Annotated in this window: 12 protein-coding genes and 3 tRNA genes; 10 read left to right on the plus strand and 5 right to left on the minus strand. The window is 56.6% G+C overall.

The genetic code is table 11. The features are described from left to right. The first annotated feature begins 48 nt into the window (after positions 1–48). Complete coding sequence (locus AC6I79_RS10830) at positions 49–840, plus strand: C40 family peptidase (RefSeq protein ID WP_159378228.1); 792 nt, start codon at positions 49–51, stop codon at positions 838–840. Between the two features lie 56 nt (positions 841–896). On the opposite strand, the gene cydH is transcribed toward AC6I79_RS10830, so the two are convergent. Next, positions 897–986 carry a cytochrome bd-I oxidase subunit CydH gene (gene cydH, locus AC6I79_RS10835; RefSeq protein WP_021506219.1) on the minus strand — a complete coding sequence of 30 codons (90 nt, stop codon included), beginning with the start codon at positions 984–986 and terminating at the stop codon, positions 897–899. Between the two features lie 273 nt (positions 987–1,259). Between cydH and purR the strand changes: the two genes are divergently transcribed. Then, a complete protein-coding gene (gene purR / locus AC6I79_RS10840; RefSeq protein WP_159378229.1) occupies positions 1,260–2,285 on the plus strand; it encodes an HTH-type transcriptional repressor PurR in 1,026 nt (341 codons plus the stop codon). Here purR and punR read toward each other — a convergent pair. Next, the gene (punR, locus tag AC6I79_RS10845) at positions 2,282–3,193 is read right to left on the minus strand and encodes a DNA-binding transcriptional activator PunR (RefSeq protein WP_021506221.1); all 912 of its coding nucleotides are present in this window, start codon (positions 3,191–3,193) and stop codon (positions 2,282–2,284) included. The genes purR and punR overlap by 4 nt on opposite strands. A 109-nt stretch (positions 3,194–3,302) precedes the next feature. On the opposite strand from punR, the gene punC reads away from it, so the two are divergent. Next, the gene (punC, locus tag AC6I79_RS10850) at positions 3,303–4,505 is read left to right on the plus strand and encodes a purine nucleoside transporter PunC (protein WP_159378230.1); all 1,203 of its coding nucleotides are present in this window, start codon (positions 3,303–3,305) and stop codon (positions 4,503–4,505) included. A 310-nt stretch (positions 4,506–4,815) separates the two neighbouring features. Next, the gene (gene cfa, locus AC6I79_RS10855) at positions 4,816–5,964 is read left to right on the plus strand and encodes a cyclopropane fatty acyl phospholipid synthase (RefSeq protein WP_021506223.1); all 1,149 of its coding nucleotides are present in this window, start codon (positions 4,816–4,818) and stop codon (positions 5,962–5,964) included. Positions 5,965–6,012: 48 nt separating this feature from the next. On the opposite strand, the gene AC6I79_RS10860 is transcribed toward cfa, so the two are convergent. Next, the gene (locus tag AC6I79_RS10860; RefSeq protein ID WP_127833971.1) at positions 6,013–6,666 is read right to left on the minus strand and encodes a riboflavin synthase subunit alpha; all 654 of its coding nucleotides are present in this window, start codon (positions 6,664–6,666) and stop codon (positions 6,013–6,015) included. A 198-nt stretch (positions 6,667–6,864) separates the two neighbouring features. Here AC6I79_RS10860 and AC6I79_RS10865 point away from each other — a divergent pair, with 198 nt between their 5' ends. The 6 genes from AC6I79_RS10865 to AC6I79_RS10890 all read left to right on the plus strand — a co-directional run bounded on the left by AC6I79_RS10865 (position 6,865) and on the right by AC6I79_RS10890 (position 10,936). Continuing rightward, entirely contained in the window at positions 6,865–8,238 is a 1,374-nt protein-coding gene (locus AC6I79_RS10865; protein WP_058769700.1) for an MATE family efflux transporter, read from the plus strand. Positions 8,239–8,391: 153 nt separating this feature from the next. After that, positions 8,392–8,468, plus strand: a tRNA-Val gene (locus tag AC6I79_RS10870). 3 nt (positions 8,469–8,471) lie between these two features. Then, positions 8,472–8,548, plus strand: a tRNA-Val gene (locus tag AC6I79_RS10875). A gap of 12 nt (positions 8,549–8,560) precedes the next feature. Beyond that, positions 8,561–8,637: transfer RNA gene (locus AC6I79_RS10880), tRNA-Val, on the plus strand. A 344-nt stretch (positions 8,638–8,981) separates the two neighbouring features. Then, positions 8,982–10,394 carry a pyruvate kinase PykF gene (pykF, locus tag AC6I79_RS10885; protein WP_021506226.1) on the plus strand — a complete coding sequence of 471 codons (1,413 nt, stop codon included), beginning with the start codon at positions 8,982–8,984 and terminating at the stop codon, positions 10,392–10,394. A gap of 305 nt (positions 10,395–10,699) precedes the next feature. Beyond that, a complete protein-coding gene (locus AC6I79_RS10890) occupies positions 10,700–10,936 on the plus strand; it encodes a major outer membrane lipoprotein (RefSeq protein WP_007374746.1) in 237 nt (78 codons plus the stop codon). A gap of 75 nt (positions 10,937–11,011) precedes the next feature. Here the strand turns inward: AC6I79_RS10890 and AC6I79_RS10895 are convergent, their stop codons facing one another. Further along, entirely contained in the window at positions 11,012–12,049 is a 1,038-nt protein-coding gene (locus tag AC6I79_RS10895) for a L,D-transpeptidase family protein (RefSeq protein WP_498027286.1), read from the minus strand. Between the two features lie 62 nt (positions 12,050–12,111). Next, positions 12,112–12,528: a cysteine desulfuration protein SufE gene (gene sufE, locus AC6I79_RS10900; RefSeq protein ID WP_159378232.1), complete on the minus strand. Its 417-nt coding sequence runs from the start codon at positions 12,526–12,528 to the stop codon at positions 12,112–12,114. Positions 12,529–12,534 lie beyond the last annotated feature (6 nt).

Here is a 12,534-nt window from a genome sequence, read left to right on the forward strand (position 1 = left end):
TTTACCGCGGTCTGGCTTCCTGCCGACGGCTTAACCTGTAACCGGACTATGCGTTTACTGATTACGCTTTTCATACTGGCTTTTGCCCAACTGTTCTTTAATGTGGCTGCGGCTTCTCCGCATGCGCCGGTTAATGCCAGTTTGCAGAAAGCGGAGAAAAAGAACGCGCGTGAAGATGAGCGTCGCAAACGACGCCCGGTGAAAACCACCAGTAAAAAGTCACGTCTGACGTCGGTGCAAAAGTTCAAACTTAAAAAACAGCAGAAAAGCGAAACGGCACTTCAGCACACCACGCAGCGCAAATCCTCACTTAAGCTCAGTGCGAAAAAATATGGTCATCAGCGGCTGGCGAAAAAACCGCGTGACGTTGCCGTTGATGATGAAGTGCAGCAGCTGAGCGGCATTAAAATGAGCAAAGCCCACCGCCTGCGCTATCAAAAAGCACGTGAAACCGCGATGACGAAACTGATGGGGCAGCTGGGTAAACCGTATCAGTGGGGAGGCACCTCACCGCACACCGGTTTCGACTGCAGTGGTTTAGTGTGGTACGCCTACAAAGACCTGGTGAAGTTTAAATTTCCCCGTACCGCTAATGAGATGTATCACCTGCGCGACGCTGCGCCGATCAAGCGCGAGATGCTGGAGAAAGGCGATCTGGTGTTCTTCCGCATCAACAACCGCGGCACCGCCGACCATGTCGGGGTTTATCTGGGCAATGGCAAATTCATTCAGTCTCCGCGCACCGGTAAGGACATTCAGATTAGCGCGCTGGGCGAGGATTACTGGCAGAAGCATTACGTTGGCGCGCGCCGTATGATGACGCCGAAAACCGTGCGCTAACCTCAGCGTTGCGCAACAAAAAAGCCGGTGGCTGTTCAGCAGCACCGGCTTTTTTATTAATGCAGAATGGCGGTAAAGCTAAAGGCAATAATCATCAGCAGAGCAGCGGCGGTGGTGGTCAATGCCAGTTTCAAATCGGTACTCATCACAACTCCTTAGTCACACAGTTTGCATGGTTAAATAATTTTCGCACAGTGATGGGCAAAAATCTCGTGTTATCCGCCCCGGCTTGCTAGAATCGCCGCCTTTCGTTGCGCAACAGATTTAGCGCATGCTGCATTGACAGCCTGCTGAAGGATGTTTCCCTGCCCGATTAAGCAGATTAGCCCTGATATTCAGGGCGCAAAACCATTAGCAGACGCAAACGTTTAACAATATACTTATCAGTAAGTTGCGATAAGCCCAGGAGTACCATTTTCATGGCAACCATTAAAGATGTGGCGAAACGCGCCGGGGTCTCAACAACCACGGTTTCGCATGTCATCAACAAAACGCGTTTTGTCGCGGAAGAGACGCGTAACGCCGTATGGGAAGCGATTAAAGCGCTGCATTACTCACCGAGCGCGGTGGCCCGCAGCCTGAAGGTGAATCACACCAAGACGCTGGGCCTGCTGGCGACCTCCAGCGAAGCGCCCTACTTCGCCGAAATTATTGAAGCCGTGGAGAATCACTGCTTTGAGCGTGGTTACACGCTGATTCTCGGCAACGCGCATAACGATCTGCAAAAACAGCGTGCCTATTTGTCAATGATGGCGCAAAAGCGCGTCGATGGCCTGCTGGTCATGTGCTCCGAATATCCCGACGATCTTCTGCAGATGCTGGAAGAGAACCGCAATATCCCGATGGTGGTCATGGACTGGGGCGAATCGCGCGGGGACTTTACCGATACCGTGCAGGACAATGCGTTCCACGGCGGTTACCTCGCCGGACGATACCTGATTGAGCGCGGCCATCGCGATATCGGTGCTATCCCCGGCCAGATGGAGCGCAACACCGGTGGCGGTCGTCATGCGGGTTTTCTGAAGGCGATGCAGGAAGCGGGCATCAGCGTCCGTCCCGAGTGGATTGTACAGGGTGACTTCGAACCGGAGTCAGGTTATCAGGCTATGCAGCAGATCCTTAACCAGAAACAGCGCCCGACGGCGGTGTTCTGCGGCGGCGATATCATGGCGATGGGCGCGATTTGCGCGGCCGACGAGATGGGACTGCGCGTGCCGCAGGACATTTCGGTAATTGGCTATGACAATGTGCGCAACGCGCGCTACTTCACCCCGGCGCTGACAACCGTGCACCAGCCGAAAGCACAGCTGGGGGAAAAGGCACTGGAGATGCTGCTGGACCGCATCACCAGCAAACGCGAAGAGCCGCAGACCATTGAAGTGCAGCCCACGCTGATTGAGCGCCGCTCCGTGGCCGATGGCCCGTTCCGCGATTACCGCCGTTAAGCCACCTTCTCGCTGAGCCACTCGTGGTTCAGCGTCTCCGCATCGCCCAGATATTCCAGTAACCACGCCAGCGCCGGTGACGCGCGCTGCTCAGACCAGCTGACGCAACACGGGCTGTCCGGAAATGGCTGCGGTAACGCCAGCTCCACCAGCGCGCCGCTGTCCAGCAGCGGGCGCGCCAGGTGGCCCGGCACCATGCCCACGCACAATCCGGCCTGCAGGCAATCCAGCCCGGTTTCCCACTCCGGCACCACCAGCCGCCGCTGGTTATCCAGCGTCCACGTCATGCGGCGCGGCAGCGCGCGCGACGTATCTTCCAGCACCAGCGACGGCCAGGCGCGCAGGGTTTCGTCGTCCAGCTGCGGACTGTGGGCCAGCGCATGCTGCGGACTCACCACGCAGCGCCAGTTGAGCGCGCCCATATCCTGAAAGGCGAAGCGGCCGCCGACCGGAATGGCCTGGGTGGCGCCAATCGCCACATCGACACGACCATCAGCCAGCGCGTCCCACACGCCGTTAAATACTTCGTAGCTGATGATCAGCTCCATATCGGGGAAATGGCGGTAAAAATCCTTTACCAGCTGGCGGGTGCGCTGCGGTTTGACGATGCAATCTACCGCGATACTGAGCTGACCGCGCCAGCCATTAGCCAGCTGCTGACACTGGCGGCGCGTGGCCATCATTTTTTTGATAACAGAACGCCCTTCACGCACAAAATGCTCGCCTGCTGCCGTCAGCACCACTTCGCGATGCTGCCGCTCAAACAGCGGTACCGCCAGCCAGCCTTCCAGCTGGCGCACGGTATAGCTGATGGCAGAGGGCACGCGGTGCAGCTCCTGCGCCGCCGCGCTAAAACTGCCGGTGCGCGCTACCGCGTCCACCACCTCAAGTGCATATTCCGACCACATAGTTTTCCCATCAAAAATTTTAACAGCACCCTGCAAATATTAGCGTTTCACAAAGCCCGCTGCACCCTTTTACACTCCCCGCCGTTCAACCTGCCGAATGAGAAAAACCATGCTGTCATCCAAAGGATTTCTGCCTTACCTTGCCGTGCTGAGCATGCTCGGCTTTCTGGCCACCGATATGTATTTACCCGCCTTCGGCGCCATGCAGCGCGACTTTGCTTCCGCACCGGGCACCATCAGCGCCAGCCTGAGCCTGTTTCTGGGCGGCTTTGCCTGTGCGCAGGTGCTGTGGGGCGTGCTGTCGGACCGCTTCGGCCGTAAACCCATTCTGCTGGCGGGCCTGAGCCTGTTTGCGCTGAGCTGTCTTGCCATGCTGTGGGTGACTAACGTCTGGCTGATGCTGGCGCTGCGTTTTGTGCAGGCGGTAGGCGTGTGCGCCGCAGCGGTGAGCTGGCAGGCGCTGGTGGTTGATCGCTATCCGCAGGCCAAAGCCAACAAAGTATTTGCCACGATTATGCCGCTGGTGGCGCTGTCACCGGCGCTGGCACCGCTGCTGGGTGCCTGGCTGATGGCCCATTTTCACTGGCGCGCCATCTTCCTCGCGCTCACGCTGGTGACGCTGGTGCTGCTGTTCGGCACGCTGAAACTGGCCAGCGCGCCGCGTGCGCGCCACGAAAGCACGCCGCAGCCCAGCTGGCTGACGCTGCTGGCGACGCGTATTTACAGCGGTAACGTAGTGATTTATGCCGCCTGTTCCGCCAGTTTCTTCGCCTGGCTGACCGGCTCGCCGTTTATCCTCGCCGCCGCGGGTCTGAGCCCGGCGGACATTGGCCTGAGCTATATTCCGCAGACCATCGCCTTCCTGCTGGGCGGGTTTGGCTGTCGCGCACTGCTGAACCGTTTTCAGGGTGCGCAGCTGCTGCCGTGGTTGCTGATGATTTACAGCCTGAGCATTCTGGGCCTGTTTGCGGTGGCGCTGATGACCACGCCGCCGCTGGTGGCTCTGCTGCTGCCGTTCTGCGGCATGGCGCTGGCCAATGGCGCGATTTACCCGATTGTGGTGTCCAGCGCCCTCGCCCCGTTCCCTCAGGCCACCGGCAAAGCGGCCGGCCTGCAGAATCTGCTGCAGCTGGGCTTATGCTTCCTCGCCAGCCTGATTGTTTCCGCCGGTCTGCAGCAGGCGCTGTTACATACCACGCTGGTCATGGTGGCCACGGTGATCCTCGCCTGGGCCGGTTTCCTGTGGCAGCGTAGCGCCAGCGCACAAAGTGATATTGCTCACGCTTCCCGTCCCTGCGAAGATAATTTCTAAGGCAACGATTATCGTTAGCAAACTAACGATAAGCCATTGAATACTGACCTCCGTGAGCATATACTCAGTGGGTCAGCATTTCTGCAACAAATCAATAACATAATGAGCGTATTTTTTAGCGACACTGTCGCTGGGATGGCGTCTGCACGATATTCACCTCCGGAGTTGTGGCAGACATTTCTATTCAGATTCATACCTCTGTAATACGTCGGCTATCTGGCGCACGGATTTTCCGTGAGTTCTCTCACAGGCCTGAGGAATTTGACTATTCTTTTTCTCAGGTTCAAATCGGAAAGGTGATGGAGAAGCTATGAGTTCATCGTGTATAGAAGAAGTGAGCCTTGAAGAAAACCAATGGTTTCGTATCGCCCATGAATTACTGGAGCGGGCGGACATTCACATCAACGGCACACGCCCCTGGGATATTCAGGTCAGACATGCGGATTTTTTCAAACGGGTCCTGCAGGAGGGATCGCTGGGCCTCGGTGAAAGCTACATGGACGGCTGGTGGGAGTGTGAACGTCTGGATATGTTCTTCCACCGCGTGCTGAAACATCATCTGGATAAGCAGTTACCGCACCATTTTAAAGATACGCTGCGCATTGCTGCGGCGCGCCTCACCAATCTGCAGTCAAAGAAACGCGCCTGGATTGTTGGTAAAGAGCACTACGATCTTGGCAACGACCTGTTTTCATTGATGCTCGATCCATTTATGCAGTACTCCTGCGGCTACTGGAAAAGCGCGGAAACGCTGGAGCAGGCACAGCAGGACAAGCTGGATATGATCTGCCGCAAGCTGCAGCTTGAGCCGGGCATGACGCTACTGGATATCGGCTGCGGCTGGGGCGGACTGGCGGAATTCGCCGCGCGTCATTACGGGGTGAAAGTGCATGGCGTGACTATCTCTGCCGAGCAGCAGAAAATGGCGCAGCAGCGCTGTGCCGGTCTGGATGTGACCATTCTGCTGCAGGATTACCGTGATTTGAACCAGCAGTTTGACCGCATCGTATCGGTGGGCATGTTCGAACACGTCGGGCCGAAAAACTATGCCACCTACTTCGATGTGGTTGATCGTAACCTGAAACCGGAAGGCCTGTTTTTGCTGCACACCATTGGGGCGATCAGAACCGACATGAACGTCGACCCGTGGATCGATAAATACATTTTCCCCAACGGCTGTTTACCGTCGGTACGGCAGATCGCCGATGCCAGCGAATCCCACTTCATCATGGAAGACTGGCACAACTTCGGCGCGGATTATGACACCACGCTGATGGCCTGGTACGAGCGATTCCAGGCGGCATGGCCGCAGCTGGCGGAGAAGTATGGCGAGCGTTTCGAACGGATGTTCAGCTATTACCTCAACGCCTGCGCCGGTGCGTTTCGCGCGCGGGATATTCAGCTGTGGCAGGTAGTTTTCAGCCGCGGCGCCGAAGGCGGTTTGCGCGTGGCGCGTTAATTTCCGAGCCAGGATAAAAGGCGCTTACCGCGCCTTTTTTATTCGCGATTACTCCGCGTCCGGCAGCGTTTGTGCCGCCAGCGCGGCCGCGGCATCACGCTGCGCCAGCACACGTTCGACGGTGTCGACAATCGCCTGGGTATGCGGATCGATTTCGATATTGACCCGGTGCCCCAGCTTCTTCGCGCCCAGCGTGGTGCGCTCCAGCGTTTCCGGGATCAGGTGCACGCAGAACTTACTTTTGGTGACATCACCGACTGTCAGGCTGATACCATCGATGCCGACGAATCCTTTATGCAGAATATATTTGATCTGCTCAGCGTCCTGTAATTTAAACCACACTTCGCGGTTATTCTCTGACTGGATAATTTTACAGATTTCGGCGGTGGTCATAATATGGCCGGACATCAGGTGTCCGCCAATTTCATCGCTGAATTTCGCGGCGCGCTCAATATTCACGATGTCACCAACCTGTAATTCACCGAGGTTGGTGATGCGCAGCGTCTCTTTGATGAGATCGAAGCTGACGCGATCGCCGTCAATGGCGGTCACCGTCAGGCAGCACCCGTTGTGCGCTACCGAGGCGCCCAGCGCCAGGCCGGGCAGCAGCTCAGCAGGCAAGCGCACGGTGTGGGTGCGGAACAACTCTTTTTCTTCAATGGCGACAATTTCTGCCGTGCCCTGCACAATTCCGGTAAACATAATTTCAGCCTCTGCGAAGTTTGTGGCAGTTTATCACAGCTTGCGCCGCAAGGTTTAATTTGCCGGCGCGCAAACTTTACACAAATGGCGCAATCAAATGCGATCAATGTTTGGCGGAAGTGCGGGCTACCGCTACACTAGGTCGCGCATTCTTTGGGGATTCCGCCCCGCTCTCTTCTTAAATTACGCAGGTGATACGTGCAGAAGTATTTAACAGAAGCGCGTCAATTGCTGGCCCTCGCGATCCCGGTCATCCTTGCTCAGGTGGCACAGACCGCGATGGGATTTGTGGATACCATTATGGCCGGTGCGGTGAGCGCCACGGATATGGCCGCCGTTGCTGTCGGCACCTCTATCTGGCTTCCCGCCATTTTGTTTGGTCATGGTCTGCTGCTGGCATTGACGCCAACCGTTGCGCAACTCAACGGATCCGGGCGACGCGAACGCATCGCAGAACAGGTGCGCCAGGGTTACTGGCTGGCGGCGGGCGTGGCGCTGCTGATTATGGTGGTGCTGTGGAACGCCGGCTACCTGATTCACACCATGCATGACATTGATCCTCAGCTGGCGGCCAAAGCAGAAGGTTATCTGCACGCGCTGCTGTGGGGCGCACCGGGCTACCTGTTTTTCCAGGTGGCACGTAATCAGTGTGAAGGGCTGTCGAAGACCAAGCCGGCGATGCTGCTGGGTTTCCTCGGCCTGCTGACCAACATTCCACTGAACTATGTGTTTATTTACGGCCATTTCGGTATGCCTGCGCTGGGCGGCGTGGGCTGTGGCGTCGCCACCGCGTCGGTTTACTGGGTGATGTATCTGGTGATGCGCTTCTGGCTGAAGCGCATGCCGGCCATGCGCGATATCCGCATGCATAGCCGCTGGTCGCCACCGTCGCGCGCCATTCTGACGCGCCTGTTCACGCTGGGATTACCGGTCGCGCTGGCGCTGTTCTTCGAGGTCACGCTGTTTGCCGTGGTGGCGCTGCTGGTATCGCCGCTCGGCATTGTGAAAGTCGCTGGTCATCAGATCGCGCTCAACTTTAGCTCGCTGATGTTTGTGCTGCCGCTGTCGCTCGGCGTCGCCACTACCATTCGCGTCGGCTACCGTCTGGGCCAGGGCTCGGCCGAACAGGCCCGCATCGCCGCGTGGACCGGTCAGGGCGTGGGTATCACCATGGCGGCGATCACCGCGCTGTTTACCGTGACCTTCCGCCACGATATTGCCGCGCTCTATACCGCTAACCCGGAAGTGATTACCCTGGCGGCACAGCTGATGCTGCTGGCGGCCATCTACCAGTTCTCGGATTCGATTCAGGTGATCGGCAGCGGTATCCTGCGCGGCTATAAGGATACGCGCTCGATCTTCTTTATTACCCTGATCGCCTACTGGGTGCTGGGGCTGCCGGTGGGTTACGTGCTGGCGCTGACCGATTGGGTGGTGGCACCGCTGGGGCCGGCCGGTTTCTGGTGCGGATTTATCGTCGGTCTGACGTCGGCAGCGGTGATGATGATCTGGCGCATCCGCCGTCTGCAGCGTTTACCGGCGCAGGTGATCCTGGCACGCGCCGCGCGCTAAGTGGCTGAGCGGGCGTTTATTTGGCCCGCAATGGCGAAAAAAACGACGCATAGCACAGTTGCTGGTCAGTCGTCAGGAAAAATCACTTTTCCGCTTGCCAGCATCACGGCCTGCCGTTAATATTCGTCCCCGCTGTCGCCCTGACAGCGTGTTGCGCTCTTAGCTCAGTTGGTTAGAGCACCACCTTGACATGGTGGGGGTCGATGGTTCGAGTCCATTAGAGCGCACCAAGTGCGTCCGTAGCTCAGTTGGTTAGAGCACCACCTTGACATGGTGGGGGTCGGTGGTTCGAGTCCACTCGGACGCACCAGATTTCTGAAATGCGCTCTTAGCTCAGTTGGTTAGAGCACCACCTTGACATGGTGGGGGTCGATGGTTCGAGTCCATTAGAGCGCACCACTTTTGCTGTTATCTCCCTTGCGCAACTCGCCTTTCCTTGATCTGAGTCGGTTTTCTCCCTCTGCTTTTATATTGGTTTTCGCATACTTAGCGACTATACTATGCCGCGTTGTTCCACCTGAAAGGTTTCAGCGCTAACGTGCCTATGCCAGCCACTTACATCATTTGCGCAACGCCGTCGCTACGGTCTCTCCGCCCGGCGCATAACTTCTCTGCACGCTTAGCCGTCGTCACCTATTCTTACTTCTGTGTCAAACGTACCAACACCAAACAGATTTTTACTTCGGTGCCAGGCGCATCGAACCCCGACCTTTATCATCCATCACAACTTACAGAAATCTGACATGAAAAAGACCAAGATCGTTTGTACTATCGGTCCGAAAACCGAATCCGAAGAGATGCTGACTCAACTGCTGGAAGCGGGCATGAACGTCATGCGCCTGAACTTCTCTCACGGGGATTATGCCGAACATGGTCAGCGCATCACCAACATGCGTGCCGTCATGGAAAAAACCGGTCGCCAGGCCGCGATTCTGCTGGACACCAAAGGTCCGGAAATCCGTACTATGAAACTGGACGGTGGCAACGATGTGTCCCTGAAAGCTGGCCAGACCTTCACCTTCACCACCGATCAGTCAGTGATTGGTAACAGCGAGCGCGTTGCCGTTACTTACGCCGGTTTCACCGAAGACCTGAAAATTGGTAACACCGTGCTGGTCGACGATGGTCTGATCGGCATGGAAGTCACCGAAGTCACGGAAAACACCGTGGTGTGTAAAGTGCTGAACAATGGCGACCTTGGCGAAAACAAAGGCGTCAACCTGCCGGGCGTGTCCATTCAGCTGCCGGCGCTGGCGGAAAAAGACAAGCGTGATCTGATCTTCGGCTGCGAGCAAGGCGTGGATTTCGTTGCGGCTTCCTTCATCCGTAAACGTTCTGACGTGCTTGAAATCCGTGAGCACCTGAAAGCCCACGGCGGTGAGCACATTCAGATCATCTCCAAGATCGAAAACCAGGAAGGCCTGAACAACTTCGACGAGATCCTGGAAGCCTCTGACGGCATCATGGTCGCGCGTGGTGACCTCGGTGTGGAAATCCCGGTTGAAGAAGTGATCTTCGCGCAGAAGATGATGATCAAGAAGTGTAATAAAGCGCGCAAAGTGGTAATCACCGCGACGCAGATGCTGGATTCCATGATCAAGAACCCGCGCCCTACCCGTGCTGAAGCCGGCGACGTGGCCAACGCCATCCTCGACGGCACCGACGCGGTGATGCTGTCCGGTGAGAGCGCCAAGGGTAAATACCCGCTGGAGTCGGTCACCATCATGGCGACCATCTGCGAGCGTACCGATCGCGTGATGAAATCGCGCATTGATTCCCTGCAGGATTCGCGCAAGCTGCGTATCACTGAAGCAGTGTGCCGTGGCGCCGTTGAGACCGCTGAGAAACTGGAAGCGCCGGTGATTGTGGTGGCGACCGAAGGCGGTAAGTCAGCTAAATCCGTGCGTAAATACTTCCCGGATGCCACCATTCTGGCCCTGACCACTAACCAGACCACTGCGCGTCAGCTGATCCTCAGCAAAGGGATTGAAACGCGTCTGGTGAGCGAAATCGCCTCGACCGATGATTTCTACCGCATCGGCAAAGAGATGGCGCTGCAGAGCGGCTACGCGCAGAAAGGCGATGTCGTGGTGATGGTTTCGGGTGCGCTGGTACCGAGCGGAACCACCAACACCGCGTCGGTGCACGTACTCTGATCGAGCCGGTGATGTTTATTTAAAAGAGCGCCTTTCGGGGCGCTTTTTTTATTCCGCGCCTAAGACAGAAAGCGGAAAATTCCAATCGATAATAACTATTCAATATCCCGCAGAATTAAGGTTAATCCGATTAAATCTCTCTGTTTTCGCTAAATATTTTCATCATGTTCTGCGAAACGCTGCTTCTTTGAGCGAACGATCAAATTTAAGCATGTTCTCATCAAAAATTTATTCTCAACTTAAAAAGCTTTGTGTAATACTTGTAACGCTACATGGAGATTAACTCAATCTAGAGGGTATAAATAATGAATCGTACTAAACTGGTACTGGGCGCGGTAATCCTGGGTTCAACTCTGCTGGCTGGTTGCTCAAGCAACGCTAAAATCGACCAGCTGTCTTCAGACGTTCAGACTCTGAACGCTAAAGTTGACCAGCTGAGCAACGACGTGAACGCAATCCGTTCTGACGTTCAGGCTGCTAAAGACGACGCAGCTCGCGCTAACCAGCGTCTGGACAACCAGGCTCACTCTTACCGTAAGTAAGAGTTCTGGTTTGAAAAATGGTGCCCTTGTGGCACCATTTTTTTTGTCCGGATTCTGCCGTCCGCTGGCCCTGAATCACGGTGTCGCAGCGGCTTCGCCCTGCGCCTGACTGATGGTGGCTTGCGCACCGCCTGTTGCCCCCTGCTGCGTCTGCAGCACTGCCGGCAGCGGCGTCGCCTCATTCACCGGTTCCCCACTGCTCACCAGCACCGGCATGCCTGAACGACGTTCAATCGCCGCCTTTATCAGCGCACTGTCGCTCTTCGCACTCTTTATAAAGGCTTTCAGCGGCGCGCTCAGCGCAATTGGCATGGTCTGCGGATCGTCCTGTTCATTACGCGACAGCGGCTGGTGTACCTCGATGTAGCGTTTGCCGTCGGGTTCGATGGCATATTTGATTGGCTGGTTAATCACCTGTACGCGTGTACCCTGCGGCACGCTATTGAACAGCGCTTCGATATCGTCCGGCCGCAAACGAATACAGCCGGAGCTGACGCGCATCCCGATGCCGAAGTCGGCGTTGGTGCCGTGAATCAGATACTGGCCGCTGCCGCGCGCCAGACGCAGCGCAAACAGCCCCATCGGGTTATCCGGCCCGGCAGGCACCATCGCGGGCAGCGTGATGCCCTCTTTGGCGTAGCGTTTGCGGATATTGACGGTGGGCGTCCAGGTGGGGTTAGGGATTTTCTGGCTGATAATCGTCACCATAGCCGGCGTGGCGGCACCCAACTGGCCGATGCCGATCGGATAAACCACGACGCGATTTTCCCCTTTGGGATAGTAGTAGAGGCGCAGTTCGGCCAGGTTGATCACGATGCCTTCGCGCGGCGCATCCGGCAACAGCATCTGCAGCGGCACGGTAAGCTGCGTTCCGGCTTTTGGCAGCCAGGGGTCGACGCCCGGGTTGGCTTCCAGCATGCCAAGCATGCCTATCTTATAACGCGTGGCAATGCTCTCCAGCGGCCGTTTGTCATCCGGGACGGTGGTCAGGGTGTTTTCGCCAATCAAACGGCTATCAGCGGCTGGCAGGGGGTATTCCGTAGCAAACGCAGGTGCAGACAGTCCGAAACAGGACAACAGCAATGCACCGGCTAAACGAAGCGCAGGTTTCATGCAATTTTCTCTTTGTCGGATGGAACAGACCCCGGTCATGGCCGGGGTCTGGAGAGTGTAACTTAGCTGAGAGACTGTGCGTTATGCCGGATCGCGCGAATCATCGCTTCCAGCCCCTGCGAACGCGAAGGGGTGAGGTGTTGCGTCAGGGCCAGTTCGCCAAACCAGTGGGCGACATCCAGTGCCAGAATCTCTGGCGCTTTCAGACTCTGATACAGGCTAAATACCACGGCAATCAAGCCCTTAACGATGGCGGCATCGCTGTCACCTTCAAAAGCAATGGTGCCGTCTGCCTGTGGGGTCATGCGAATCCATACCTGACTCTGACAGCCGGAAATGACGTACTGCGGCTGATGCAAGCTTTCAGAGGATTCTGGTAATTTTGCCCCGAGTTCAATGATGTAGAGGTACTTCTCTTCCCAGTTGGCGCAACGATTGAAGTTGCGCACCAGTTTCTCTTTTTCTGGCAGGTTTGCCATGCATAA

Source organism: gamma proteobacterium symbiont of Scutellera amethystina (genome assembly GCF_059730845.1).

What these genes read in the sequence shown, in the direction of transcription:
- AC6I79_RS10830 (WP_159378228.1), top strand. Translation starts at nt 49, where the DNA reads ATGCGTTTACTGATTACGCTTTTCATACTGGCTTTTGCCCAACTGTTC.
- cydH (WP_021506219.1), bottom strand. Translation starts at nt 986, where the DNA reads ATGAGTACCGATTTGAAACTGGCATTGACCACCACCGCCGCTGCTCTG.
- purR (WP_159378229.1), top strand. Translation starts at nt 1,260, where the DNA reads ATGGCAACCATTAAAGATGTGGCGAAACGCGCCGGGGTCTCAACAACC.
- punR (WP_021506221.1), bottom strand. Translation starts at nt 3,193, where the DNA reads ATGTGGTCGGAATATGCACTTGAGGTGGTGGACGCGGTAGCGCGCACC.
- punC (WP_159378230.1), top strand. Translation starts at nt 3,303, where the DNA reads ATGCTGTCATCCAAAGGATTTCTGCCTTACCTTGCCGTGCTGAGCATG.
- cfa (WP_021506223.1), top strand. Translation starts at nt 4,816, where the DNA reads ATGAGTTCATCGTGTATAGAAGAAGTGAGCCTTGAAGAAAACCAATGG.
- AC6I79_RS10860 (WP_127833971.1), bottom strand. Translation starts at nt 6,666, where the DNA reads ATGTTTACCGGAATTGTGCAGGGCACGGCAGAAATTGTCGCCATTGAA.
- pykF (WP_021506226.1), top strand. Translation starts at nt 8,982, where the DNA reads ATGAAAAAGACCAAGATCGTTTGTACTATCGGTCCGAAAACCGAATCC.
- AC6I79_RS10890 (WP_007374746.1), top strand. Translation starts at nt 10,700, where the DNA reads ATGAATCGTACTAAACTGGTACTGGGCGCGGTAATCCTGGGTTCAACT.
- AC6I79_RS10895 (WP_498027286.1), bottom strand. Translation starts at nt 12,049, where the DNA reads ATGAAACCTGCGCTTCGTTTAGCCGGTGCATTGCTGTTGTCCTGTTTC.
- sufE (WP_159378232.1), bottom strand. Translation starts at nt 12,528, where the DNA reads ATGGCAAACCTGCCAGAAAAAGAGAAACTGGTGCGCAACTTCAATCGT.